Origin of the sequence: Acinetobacter sp. NEB 394 (assembly GCF_013374795.1) — a bacterium.
Taxonomy (GTDB): Bacteria; Pseudomonadota; Gammaproteobacteria; order Pseudomonadales; family Moraxellaceae; genus Acinetobacter; species Acinetobacter johnsonii.
The window spans coordinates 2,916,522-2,929,527 of sequence record NZ_CP055277.1; the positions used below are offsets into that span (position 1 = coordinate 2,916,522).

The 13,006-nt window shown below is 41.1% G+C and carries 6 protein-coding genes, 1 pseudogene and 1 other annotated feature; of the genes and pseudogenes, 3 read left to right on the plus strand and 4 right to left on the minus strand.

All coding sequences use genetic code 11. The features are described from left to right. Positions 1-5: 5 nt before the first annotated feature. Positions 6-794 (minus strand): annotated as a pseudogene (locus HUK62_RS14120) (type VI immunity family protein); the annotation flags it as partial. 55 nt (positions 795-849) lie between these two features. Between HUK62_RS14120 and HUK62_RS14125 the strand changes: the two are divergent. After that, positions 850-2,069, plus strand: a protein-coding gene (locus HUK62_RS14125; RefSeq protein ID WP_176538172.1) for an IS3 family transposase whose coding sequence is annotated in 2 segments (ribosomal slippage) — positions 850-1,126 and positions 1,126-2,069 — 1,221 coding nt in all. Because the reading frame shifts where the segments join, the coding sequence is not laid out codon by codon here. Next, positions 1,125-1,241: a sequence feature (AL1L pseudoknot), on the plus strand. Its footprint overlaps the gene before it by 117 nt. 1 nt (position 2,070) lies before the next feature. Here HUK62_RS14125 and HUK62_RS14130 read toward each other — a convergent pair. The 3 genes from HUK62_RS14130 to HUK62_RS14140 are packed head-to-tail and all read right to left on the minus strand — an operon-like array spanning position 2,071 to position 6,448. Further along, positions 2,071-2,595 carry a hypothetical protein gene (locus HUK62_RS14130; protein WP_176538173.1) on the minus strand — a complete coding sequence of 175 codons (525 nt, stop codon included), beginning with the start codon at positions 2,593-2,595 and terminating at the stop codon, positions 2,071-2,073. Continuing rightward, on the minus strand, positions 2,595-3,593 hold the full coding sequence (locus HUK62_RS14135) for a hypothetical protein (protein WP_078426824.1): 999 nt from the start codon (positions 3,591-3,593) through the stop codon (positions 2,595-2,597). Before HUK62_RS14135 ends, HUK62_RS14130 begins: the two co-directional genes overlap by 1 nt. A gap of 2 nt (positions 3,594-3,595) precedes the next feature. Further along, the gene (locus HUK62_RS14140; RefSeq protein ID WP_176538174.1) at positions 3,596-6,448 is read right to left on the minus strand and encodes a type VI secretion system Vgr family protein; all 2,853 of its coding nucleotides are present in this window, start codon (positions 6,446-6,448) and stop codon (positions 3,596-3,598) included. A 1,102-nt stretch (positions 6,449-7,550) separates the two neighbouring features. On the opposite strand from HUK62_RS14140, the gene atzF reads away from it, so the two are divergent. Both atzF and uca read left to right on the plus strand, forming a co-directional pair. Beyond that, on the plus strand, positions 7,551-9,380 hold the full coding sequence (gene atzF, locus HUK62_RS14145) for an allophanate hydrolase (RefSeq protein WP_176538175.1): 1,830 nt from the start codon (positions 7,551-7,553) through the stop codon (positions 9,378-9,380). 20 nt (positions 9,381-9,400) lie between these two features. After that, the gene (uca, locus tag HUK62_RS14150; protein WP_176538176.1) at positions 9,401-13,003 is read left to right on the plus strand and encodes an urea carboxylase; all 3,603 of its coding nucleotides are present in this window, start codon (positions 9,401-9,403) and stop codon (positions 13,001-13,003) included. The last annotated feature ends 3 nt before the right edge of the window (positions 13,004-13,006 follow it).

The following is a 13,006-nucleotide window of genomic DNA, read 5'->3' on the forward strand; positions in this document are numbered from 1 at the left end:
TTCAATTAATTTTCATCATCCCAATACCAATAGACCTCTCCCCAATCTAGTTCTGAAAAGGTTGGAAGAATATCACCTTGTTCAAAATACTGTCGTAAATCAGGTCGTGCTGGAGTTTGCCAATAGCCTGTTTGTGGGCATGGCTCTCCACCTTTCACTTTAAGTTTTTCTTCTTCCAATGATAGGTTACTAACCTTATTGACTCGTTTGCCTTCAGGCCAACTGCTATCTTCATCAAAACGGGCAATCCATTGGGGAGAACTTTCTATATCAAATCTTGGATTAGGGTCATCATCCCATGCATCTAACGTAGTTAGCTTCAAGTCATTACAACGTATTGGTTTTATCAGGTCATTTGCCCTCACCAATAAATCTGGAATACCCTCTTCAACAGGATAAAGTGACAGCTCCCCAAGTTGAATCCAAAGACTGAATTTTTCAGGATCTGTTGCATCTAGCAATTTGGTGATCTCTATCCGTGGATCATCTAGTTTTAAGCGGATTTGCTCCTCGCTTAAACCTAATTTATCGAGCCAATAGGGAGATAATAAAAAACACCAAGTTGGGGTGCGAATTCCTGCGGCTAATGAAGGTGTATAGATAAAGCCATCCAAACCATCATGGGAGTGATTCATATTAGGATGATCTATATCCAGCCCATAAAAGTAATCACTAAAAATACGTTCTGCTGTTTCAAACTCAGGCGAAACAATATTAAAGTTTGTCGAATTTCCAATTTCATAGCCACTATAAGCTTGTATCGGATTAAGTTTAATTAAACAATGTTGAACAAACTGATTGAACCGTACCGGGTTTGTCGGAGAGTCAATATTCTGAGAGACTACCCCGATGACAAAATTAAAATATACCCCTGAAATCAGAGAAAGAGCGGTTCAATTACTAATTGAATCTGAAAAAGATTATCCTTCTACTTGGGCTGCAATCACAGCAATTGCGCCTAAGATTGGTTGTACTCCTGAAACACTTCGTGCCTGGCATCAAAAGCATTTAGATCAGCAAAATCCTATTAAAGTACAACAGATATCTGATCAAGAAAAAATGAAGCAAATGGAACGTGAAATTAAAGAATTAAAGCGTGCCAATGAAATTCTACGCAAAGCAGCCGCTTTTTTCGCCCAGGCGGAGCTCGACCGCCCACACAAATAATGGTGGATTTTATCCATAACAATAAAGATCGATATGGTGTTGAAGCGATTTGTAGAATTTTACCGATCGCAGCTTCAACCTATTACCGAACTTTAGATCTCGCTGACAATCCAGAACATCGAGCGAAACGAGATCTACATGATGAGCATCATGCTGAACAAATTAAACGAATTTGGAAGGAAAGTTCAGGTCGATATGGTGTGCGTAAGGTCTGGCAACAATTGAAACGTGAAGGCTATATTATTGCACGCTGTACTGTTGCTCGATTGATGCAAAAGCTAGGTATACAAGGTGTTTGGCGTGGTAAGAACAAACAAACCACCCGTAGCCGAGATGATCAAAAAAGAGCAGATGATTTAGTGAAACGTAATTTTAGAGCTGATCAGCCTAATCACTTGTGGGTTGCTGACTTTACCTATATTCAAACTCATTCAGGCTGGGTCTATACCGCCTTTATTATTGATGTGTTCTCACGAGCAATTGTTGGCTGGAAAGTATCTACACGAATGAATACAGATATGGTGCTCGATGCATTAGAGCAAGCATTGCACGATCGAGGCATGCCAAAGAATGTGATTCATCATTCCGATAGAGGTGTTCAATATCTTTCTATTCGCTATACCAATCGTTTAGAAGCTGCAAATTTACGAGCATCAGTCGGTACGACTGGTGATTCATACGATAATGCACTGGCTGAAACAGTGAATGGCTTATACAAAACAGAGGTGATTGAATATTTAAAAGCAGATTGGCAAGGTTTAGCGGATGTACAACTTGCGACACTAAACTGGGTAGATTGGTTCAACAAAAAGCGTGTACACAGTGCACTGGGTTATGTATCGCCTTTTGAGTTTGAAGCAATGTACTATGATAAGATTAACCCGTTAGGTCAGGTGGCCTAACTTAAATAAAAAAGTCTCCGACAAACCCGGTACGGTTCAGATACCATTTTGACTTATGTTCTCTATACCATTTTTCACCAAATGACAGCTTTAATGTCGTATACCTACTATTATTGTTATCTGAAAATTGAGCACAGAAAACCCAACGGGCACTTTGATTAGGAGAATTCCCTGTAGTTGCTGCTATAAAATATACAGGATACCTCTTAAAACTTTGGTGCATTTCATTGATTAACTCTTTATGAGAAGGCTTCCATTTATTGGCATTTTTCCAGACACCTGTATCCCGATAGCGTCGCTTAAATGGCTTATCAATTATTTTATTTTCAAAATCTTCATAAATATTGATAATTTTATTGGCAATTTCCTCTACTTCATTATCCTGATGGTAAATATAAAATGTGATGTAGGGACAAATGCCAAACTCTTCTTGTTCGTACCCATAAGTGTGATAACTATCTTTTTTAAACTCTGCTATATAGTCAGTCACTTCATCTTGACTTAAAAATAACTCTTCGTCATTCATTATATTTTACCCTTTCCTTTTGACTTCTTTGGCTGTTGCTGTTGTGGTTGATCCTTAGGACTTACATCTTCAGGATAACGAAACAGTGACAACTTAAAGCCCTCACTTGCCGTTATCTTGCTGGTTTTCTTTTCTGCAGCACATTGCTTTTTTAAATCGTCATAAGCCTTAAATTGCTTATCATCAATTCGATCACCTTGAAACTTGATTTCAACTAATGCAAAAATATTGGTCAGAGTTAAAGGTTCACCACGATACTCAGGAATAATAATATCAGCACCAATTGTATTCTTTCCTTTATAGGGCATCGGCCAGAATGGATTGATATCAGAACCTGTACGCTTGATTCGTGTTTTCCCCTCTAATAAAGGTGCAAGGTACTTCTTCGTTTTAACATCATAACCAAAACAGACTTCAGCTTTTAATGGACTTTTCCATTTGACAATTTCATCCATGAATTCAAACATAAAATTTACAGCAAGTTGTTTCAGTCTCACAATGATATATTCATCAACATTTGCTCCTGCCAGTTCTTGAGCACTCATTTTTAGAAGCTTTGCAACAACATCCACTTTACTTTTAGGAACTATATCCTTTAACTTTTTCCCTTTCTGCTTTCTCAACTGAATCATAGGTAGTTGTTCTGCTTTTTCACAAACCTGACTTATGATTGAACGAAATGGTGTCTTTTGTTTGATTGCAGCAGTAATCACATTACTTTTTGTCTGGGGTCTCCCAGATGCAGCTTTGGTATTGTTACTTTGCTTATCACCAGTAGTTAATGTCGTTAGTAAGACCTTTTCTTTTTCCTTATCAATTTTATCTGAAATCTCTTGACCAAGATTTTTCATGATTTTTTTAATTTCTTCTTTAGCCTTTTTAATGTTGTCCTGATAGTTTTTCACCTCACCATAAGCATTAGAAGCTGTACGGTATATTTCATATGCTGTTATTGCATAACCTGCCAATTTAACAACGACAATAATAGCTGGAAGCATCGTTACCCTCCATCCAACTCAGATTCTAGTTTTTTTGATTTTTCTTCTAATTTTGCTTCCCAATTTTCAGTCAATCGCTCGCTTTCTCTCATCACCGATTTATATCCAATAATTCTTTCTCTAGTTTCCGTAACAACCTGCTCTGTAAATCCGTACTCATCTGTAATACCTTCTTTCATTAAATTATTCTGATTATCAGAAATAAAGTACTTATATCCTTTAAAATTTCGACCATCTGCTTTAAATAGTTGATATTGCGCTGAGTAAGGTGACTGAGCAAATTCTAGTTTAGGTAATTGGGGCAAATTAGGTGAAACACTCGCCCCCCCCACAAACAAATGCTGTCCCGCCTTAACCTCAAACTTTCCACTAGTTGTTGCAAAGACTCCAAAACTATTAATCTTAAGTTCCGAACCATCAGCGATTAATTTAATTTCTTTAGGGCTGGTAATGTAAATGGCATCTTCAGTTGAAATGATCTGAACACCTTTACGTGCTATCAAATCAGCCCCATCTGCTTGAGCCTGTATTTCAACTTTGCCTTTACCTGCATAGAATTTCGCACCGTCCTGTGCTGCAAACAAACTGATTTTACTTTGTGCATGTGCAAGTAAATTCTTTTGGGTACTAAAATTAATACTGTCCCCTGCACTGTGACCAATTTGACCATCTGCTGAAAGGTGAACATCTTCATTTGTAGTCAGAGCAATCGAATGCGGGGAGGTCAATATCATTAAAGCTTGTTTAAATGCTTTTGCCTTCGCCTCACTTTCTTGTTCAATTTGTTCAATAAACTCTTTTAGATTATCCAGTATTTCTAATGGATCGGTTTGTTGATTTTTAGCAACTTCACTTAAAGCTTTTGAATTACTTAGACTAGATTCAAATTGTGATTTCGTTTCAGAAGCATCAAGATGATGACCATTTGCTGAATCTTGTCGATAGGTAGAAAGTAATAAACCCTGTTTAGCTCTGAGTGCTCCCCATTGGTCAGTACGCAGTTCAAAGCCTTCACCTCGCCCTTCACTGGTGTCCGTTTCTTTAGGATGACTCAAATTCCCTAAGTTCAGTTGTGTCGCACCATGACTACTTTGTAGCTGGGTACTGATCTGATCAGTCGTGTCATCAAAACGTAGTTGCCCGAAGCCCTCGCCTTGAACCTCTTTTGATCGGATCCCTGCCAGTTTTTTGGTATCAGGCAGTTTGCCTGTATTGTCAAATTTGCTTGGATGACGTTGTGCTTCATGGATGCGCCCCACGACAAAGGGTCTGTCGATATTGCCATCAAAGAAGTCGATAACTACGATTTCACCAATACGCGGTAAGAAGCGTGCACCATAACCCTCACCAGCCCAAGGTGTGAGCACATCAACCCAAGCAGAATCTGTGTCATTGTCATTTGAACCTGCACCGCCATCGTGAGTATTGTCTTCACTACGGGTGAACAGGAAACGGACTTTAATACGCCCCCATTCATCCACGTGAATTTCTTCACCACTTGGTCCAACCACTTTCGCGCGTTGTGGTGATGCAATAGGGCGTTGTCGCAGCGGATTGTATTCTGGAACAATGCTGATATTACGTCGTTGTAAAACAAGGTGATTGGCTTGGCGTTCGTCTTTATTATTTGTTGTAATTTCAGCCTGTTGCCAATTGGTTTGTTTCAGCAAAGCTGTGATTTGATCGGTCAAATCTTTAGGCAAATTATTCTGATTATAGAATTTTTTGGATGTGATTAAGAATTCTTTATCTGAACCACTATGCTGATCAATTTCAGGGTGCTCGTTGAGCTCAAACCAGTAACCCACTTGTGCATCTCGTACGGTCGAGGTAGCCATAAATTGCTTGGCTTGTAAGTCGTAATAGTGACCAAGATTTTGATTAAACTTTTCAATCTGACTATTGCCTGATTTGGTCGTTCCATCTTCACCTTTGAGGTCTTGTATCCATGCAGGTGAGAAATGCCACGCCTGCTCTAAACCTAGACTAGCGTTGTCTTGATTATCACTATGACTATGTTTACTTTGAACTGAACCCGCACCTTCTTCTACTTCTAAAGTATTTGCTTGCCAATGCTGAATATAAACAGATGTTGGTTGTATAGAACGCTGCCCGACCAAATTTGTAATCGAATCACTGCTTTCTACAGCACTGCTACGATGGAAGCGAATATTCTGTCGCTCTAAACTTTGATATTGGGCGTTGTCATCAATCAGTCTAAGTTTTTGCGGCTGAATGGGTTCACTTGAACTGGACACTTTGAGCTGAGACTCATCAATAAGCCAGTTAATCCCCTCTGAAGAGAGCAGCCTTTGAATAAATTCACTATCCAATTCATTCGCTTGCATAATGAATGGACGCACATCATATTCTTTGCTTAAACCACTTTTATCCAAAATCAAACTTGAAGCAAATAATGGACTACGTTGCTGCCACTCGGCAAAAATGGTTTGAACCACATCAACAACAGACTTCGCCATGAAAACTCTAGAATTACGTCGATGCTTCCATAAGGCTGTCGGGTCTTCCACGGTTAAACGGTATATGGTTAAAGCGCCATCGCTTGCCCCTACATCCGCCTTAGTGATGATGCCTGAAATACGATTGAGTTCTGATTTATCAGTGACAATATCGACAGCCACCTGACTACCAATAAATTGCTTTAACGGAATATGAGCGGAGGTAGATAAGCAAAGGAGCTGTAACTCTATACCTGCATTCAGTTCATGTGTTCCATCTATGCGCTGAAGGAATACTTGTTCGTTAAGCGAAGTATTGCTGAACTGAATATGAATGGCACGTTTTTGTGCACTAAGTCCAAGTTGCTCTATTGCAGCATAAATATTATTGGGCATCGTTATTATTAAATTTTAAGTTGTGGCTGATTGTACAAAAGTCTCAAAAAATTTCTTTAATTTTTTGTAACTTTAATAGAATTTTTAAGTTCAGAGCCTTTTTTCAATAAATGACCGATCCATCTGTAAGTTTCTATTTTTATAGTTTTGATATTATCCCAGTCATATTCAGCTTAACCCAATTCATTCCTTTATCTACTCTAGAAATATTAAAGTTTTTCAGTTAATACCAGACCACTAAAATTTTATTTTTTCATACTGGTTTGCAATTTACTCAAACTTCATTTAATCCGTTAACAATTACAGTATTCTACATAACCCGCAATTCTTGAAGATGTTGCTTATCAGGCAATATAGACACTCCCCCATAGATGATACAGTAAGCTACTACCAATAGCTTATACATAGTAGCAATTGATCTGCTATCGACAGACAGTTTAGATCATCACCTTATGCAGGATAAATACAAGTTAAGTACATCAATTATTATTCGAAAAAAAGACCCAGTTATTCACATCTTAGTATTTGAATTAAGATCCAGCCAGCTTATGTATATCAATATATGGCATAGAATTAATTACACAGGAAAGATGAGAAAAGCTGAATGAAAAATTATAGTTTATTATAAGTTATACGCGTGATTTATTGATTATCTCTGCACATTTCAACGGTTGTATTGATCAAGAGTTAAATGAAACTTGCAACTTTCCAGATTTGGCATAGCTCAAATACATTAGGTTATACATAAAAATTAAAAACTGAGTGTGTATAGTTTCTTTGAATTATCCTATTTTATAATATGTTTTAACCTCAATTCTTTTGGCTTTAATTCACATAAAAAACGAATATGATTTAAACCCTACTTTTAAATAGTTTAACGTCAAACCACCCAAGGCTTGATCATAAAAAGCACCATTAGCTCCCCTATGCGCTTGTTTTGGTGCAACTCTAAAAACACTTAGAATCACTCATTTAAACTAAAGCTTCAACATTAAACCAATGATTTATAACAATTATAACCAAAGATAAATCAAATTGATTAGATTGGCATAGATTCTGCATTTTTGTATTCCATCATGTATACAAGTTGGAATGCAAAAAAATGAGTCAGAACAAATGCATTGGCTGGACACTTCAAGAATGGCAAACCGCTTATCTTAACCAAGACATTCATCTTGAAGATTTAATCGACTATGTAGCGCAATTACCACAACCTGATCATGCATGGATTTCAATTGCTACGACAGAAATACTGTCCCAACAAATTGAAGCCTTAAAGCAAAAAGCAGAGCAAGCTACAGACCTCAGCAAAGAATTGCCTTTATACGGTATTCCGTTTGCAGTGAAAGATAACATCGACGTTGCTGGTTTTGTCACCACGGCCGCATGCAAGGCCCTGACAACTGTTGCTACGCAAGATGCAGAAACCATTCGCCTGCTTAAAAATGCTGGGGCAATAGTTGTGGGAAAAACCAATTTAGACCAATTCGCAACGGGTCTCGTAGGGACACGCTCTCCCTTTGGCGCAGTCAGCAACACGTTTAATGCTGACTATGTCAGTGGTGGCTCTAGCTCTGGTTCAGCCAGTGTTGTAGCTCGCGGCTTGGTGCCCTTTGCACTCGGAACAGATACTGCTGGCTCTGGCCGTGTTCCTGCTGCATTTAACAATATTATTGGACTAAAACCCACCAAAGGTCGTTTTTCAAATCGTGGGCTACTCCCCGCCTGTAAAAGTTTGGACTGTATTTCAATTTTTGCATTAACGGTAACAGACGCCGACACCATTGCCCAAACGGTAGAACACTACGATGCGTTAGATAGCTATTCACGCCAGCATCCAAAGACTGCACCTGCGAAACTCTCGGCTAAGCCGCATTTTGCTATTCCCCAAAAACTGGAATTCTTTGGTGATAACCAAGCTAAATATGCCTTCCAATTGGCTGTAGAACAGTTAAAAGTTCTCGGGGCTGAAATTACTGAAATTGATTTTTCAGCGTTTGAACAATTGGCAGCCCAACTCTATCAAGGCTCATGGGTGGCAGAACGTACGGCGGCGGTTGCCGAGTTGTTGGCACAGCAACCCGATGTTTTCGATCCGACAGTACGTGCAATCATTCAAAAAGGTCATGATTTTAGTGCAGTCGATGCCTATAACGCAGAGTACTTAAAGCAGGACTTAAGCCGAAAAATTCAAGACACTTTGGCCCAATTTGATGCATTGATTGTTCCCACCTCCCCAACCATTCATACTCTTGCGGAAATGGAACAGTCACCGATTAGTCTGAACTCTGAGTTTGGAACTTATACCAATTTTACCAACCTCGCCGATTTAAGTGCCCTCGCCCTGCCCGCGGGTTTCCGCACCGACGGTTTACCTTTCGGCATCAGCCTAATTGCACCTGCATGGTATGACCAAGCCCTGATTGAATTTGGGAAAATTTGGCAGACGCATTTGAACTTAAAGCTGGGTGCCTTAGACCGATATGCATCTATTCCTATGCCACAGAACACAGTCTCTCCACATCATATCCGTGTTGCGGTGGTTGGGGCACACCTGACAGGAATGCCGTTGAACTTCCAATTGTTCACACGTGATGCCGTGCTTGTGGAAACCACGCATACCGCTGAGCACTATGCCCTGTTTGCACTGAATGGCACGATCCCGCCTAAACCCGGTCTAGCCCGAGTCGATAAACACGGTCAGCAGATCATTGTTGAACTGTGGGATGTACCCACCGCTCGCTTTGGAGAATTTGTCGCAGAGATTCCGACACCACTGGGCATGGGCAATGTCGAACTGGCAGACGGTCGATGGGTTAAAGGTTTCATTTGCGAACCTTATGGCTTAAACGATGCCGAAAACATCAGTCATTTTGGCGGTTGGCGTGCCTATATCCAGCACCGTAACAATTCAAAAGTAGAACAAGCTTAGTCAAATTTAGGAATTTTAAAATGTTTAAAACTGTATTGATTGCAAACCGTGGCGAAATTGCTGTACGTGCAATTCGCACTTTAAAAAAACTAGGGATGACCAGTGTAGCGGTATATTCAGACAGTGACCGTTACGCACAACATGTCAAAGACGCGGACATTGCCATTGCTTTAGACGGCTTAAAACCATCCGACACTTATTTAAGTATTGAAAAACTGATTCAAGCCGCACAAAAAACGGGGGCTGAAGCTATTTTCCCAGGCTATGGCTTTTTATCAGAAAGTGCTGAATTTGCAGAGGCTTGTGAGAAAAATAATATTGCCTTTATGGGGCCAACCGCGACACAAATTTTAGAGTTTGGTTTAAAACACCGTGCACGTGAACTGGCTGCCGCTGCACAGGTTCCTATGACACCAGGGACAGGGTTACTTGAAAGCTTAGATGAAGCAATTTCTGCGGCTACAGAGATTGGTTATCCCATCATGCTAAAAAGTACCGCAGGTGGCGGAGGGATTGGCCTCACTCGCTGTGATAATGAACAAGCCTTAGTTAAAGCTTATGAAAGCGTCAAACGTTTAGGCGCACAATTTTTTAAAGATTCGGGCGTATTTTTAGAACGTTTTATTGACCGTGCGCGTCATGTCGAAGTTCAGATTTTTGGTGATGGTCAAGGTCAAGTGGTTGCATTAGGCGAACGCGACTGTTCATTGCAACGTCGTAACCAAAAGGTTGTGGAAGAAACCCCTGCGGCTCATCTACCCGAAACTACACGTCAAAAACTACATCAAGCAGCAGTTCAACTCGGCAAATCGGTCAATTATCGCAGCGCAGGTACGGTCGAATTTATTTATGATGCTGCACGTGATGAATTTTACTTCCTTGAGGTCAATACCCGACTACAAGTAGAACATCCTGTCACTGAGATGGTGACGGGTTTAGACCTGATTGAATGCATGCTTAAAGTCGCTGCGGGCGATGCACTGGATTGGAATGCACTTAGCAACATCCAACCGCAAGGTGCGGCGATTGAAGTACGTATTTATGCAGAAGATCCAGTTAAGAACTTCCAGCCCAGCCCGGGTGTACTGACCGAAGTTGTATTTCCAGACAATTGTCGTGTTGATACATGGGTTTCAACAGGGACAGAAATTTCGCAATATTTTGACCCAATGATTGCCAAAATCATCGTACATGCGGACACCCGTGAACAAGCCATTGAGCAACTAAAAAGTGTGCTCTCTCAAACTCGTTTAAATGGCATCAGCACCAATTTAGACTATGCACATAGCGTGATCTCTGATGAACGCTTTGCACAAATGCAAATCTGGACACGCTTGCTAGATGACTTTGACTACGTACCGAATGTGATTGAAGTACTCCAAGCTGGCACGCAAAGCTCGATTCAGGACTTTCCGGGACGTGTTGGCTATTGGGATATCGGTGTACCACCATCGGGTCCTATGGATGACTATGCTTTTCAATTGGCCAATCAAATTGTGGGGAATGATGCTAGCGCAGCAGGTTTCGAGTTCACCCTGCAAGGCCCAAGTCTCAAGTTCCACCAAGACACTGTGATTGCACTGACAGGTGCACCATGCCCTGCGCAACTCGACGATAAGCCCGTGGACTTTTGGCAACCGATTCACATTTGCGCAGGTCAAGTACTCAGCTTAGGACAGGTCGAGTCTGGTTGTCGTAGCTATTTAGCAGTGCGTCATGGGCTCGATGTCCCCCTATATTTGGGCAGTCGTTCGACTTTTGCTTTAGGTAACTTTGGCGGGCATGCAGGACGTGTGCTTCGTGCAGGTGACATGATCAAACTCGTCAACACAGCCCATCCAAATAGCGACACCCCTTTAGCCCCGCAAGAACCACAGGCTCTATCTTCAGCACTGATTCCAAGCTATGGCAAAGAGTGGAAAATTGGGGTGCTGTATGGACCACATGGTGCACCTGACTTCTTTAAACCCGAATATATTGAAGAGTTTTTTGCCTCCGAATGGACCGTACACTTTAACTCCAACCGTCTAGGCATCCGACTATCAGGGCTAACACCAAGCTGGGCACGTGAAAATGGCGGTGAAGCAGGGCTCCACCCATCGAATGTCCATGACTGTGAATATGCCATTGGTGCGATTAACTTCACAGGTGACTTCCCTGTCATTTTAGCCAAAGATGGGCCAAGTCTAGGTGGCTTCGTTTGCCCTGTAACTATTGCCAAAGCTGAACTTTGGAAAGTGGGTCAACTTAAAGCCGATGATAAAATCAGCTTTTATCCTTTAACCGTTGAACAAGCCAATACCTTAGAACAACAACAAATTGAACGGATCGAAAATTTTGCTCATGCAGCCCTTAATTCTGAGCCACCAAGCAGTGACATTCCACCATTCGCAATTCTTGCCAGCTTAGAGGCAACTGATGTGTCCCCACGCACGGTATACCGCCAAGCGGGTGACAGCTATATTCTACTGGAGTACGGTGACAACGTTTTAGACTTGGCGCTACGCTTACGCGTTCATCAGCTCATGCAACTCATTCGCGCAGCCAATATTAAAGGCATATTGGAACTGTCGCCTGGTGTACGTTCGCTGCAAATCAAATACGATGGACTCACGCTTCCACAGCATCAATTGATCGAATTTCTACTCAAGCTTGAACAGCAAATGGGAGATTTAAGCCAAATTAAGATCCCTTCACGGATCATTCATCTCCCAATGGCATTTGAAGACAGTGCAACTTTAGGTGCTGTTGAACGCTATCAAGAAAGTGTCTGTGCCAAAGCACCTTGGCTACCGAACAATGTCGATTTTATTCAACGCATCAATGGTTTAAACAGCCGAGAGCAAGTCAAAGAAATTATTTTCAATGCCAATTACCTCATTTTAGGCCTTGGTGATGTTTATCTCACCGCCCCATGTGCAGTGCCGATTGACCCACGCCATCGTCTCTTAAGCTCAAAATACAACCCTGCACGTACTTTTACCGCTGAAGGTACCGTAGGCATTGGCGGCATGTATATGTGTATCTACGGCATGGACTCTCCGGGAGGCTACCAACTAGTCGGGCGCACCCTCCCCATTTGGAATAAATTTAAAAAGAACAAACAGTTTGGTGACAAAGAATGGTTCTTAAACTTCTTTGATCAAATCAAATACTTCCCCGTATCAGAGTCAGAGTTAGAGCAATGGCGTGCCGACTTTGAAAATGGTCAAGCGCAAATTCAAATTGAAGACACTGAATTTGACTATGCAGCGTATTTACAACTGCTTGAAGATGAAAAAGACAGCATTGCCGAGTTTAGAGCACAGCAACAACACGCTTTTAGCGCTGAAGTCGGCTTATGGAAAGAAAGTATTGATCATCAAGAACATCTGATTGCAGAAATACCTGATGAGACTGACTACAGCGCCTATGCAGCACTACATGCTTCGATGACCGGTAATATTTGGAAAATATTAGTGGAACAAGGTCAGATTGTGAAAAAAGGTGAAACCATTGCTATTATTGAAGCCATGAAAATGGAATTACCGGTGTACGCTGCGGATGATGGTACTGTCAAAGCCATTATTTGTCGGGCTGGACAAACCGTTCATAGCGGTGAGCCTTTGGTTTATATGGAATAGTAC

What these genes read in the sequence shown, in the direction of transcription:
- HUK62_RS14130 (WP_176538173.1), bottom strand. Translation starts at nt 2,595, where the DNA reads ATGAATGACGAAGAGTTATTTTTAAGTCAAGATGAAGTGACTGACTAT.
- uca (WP_176538176.1), top strand. Translation starts at nt 9,401, where the DNA reads ATGTTTAAAACTGTATTGATTGCAAACCGTGGCGAAATTGCTGTACGT.
- HUK62_RS14140 (WP_176538174.1), bottom strand. Translation starts at nt 6,448, where the DNA reads ATGCCCAATAATATTTATGCTGCAATAGAGCAACTTGGACTTAGTGCA.
- atzF (WP_176538175.1), top strand. Translation starts at nt 7,551, where the DNA reads ATGAGTCAGAACAAATGCATTGGCTGGACACTTCAAGAATGGCAAACC.
- HUK62_RS14135 (WP_078426824.1), bottom strand. Translation starts at nt 3,593, where the DNA reads ATGCTTCCAGCTATTATTGTCGTTGTTAAATTGGCAGGTTATGCAATA.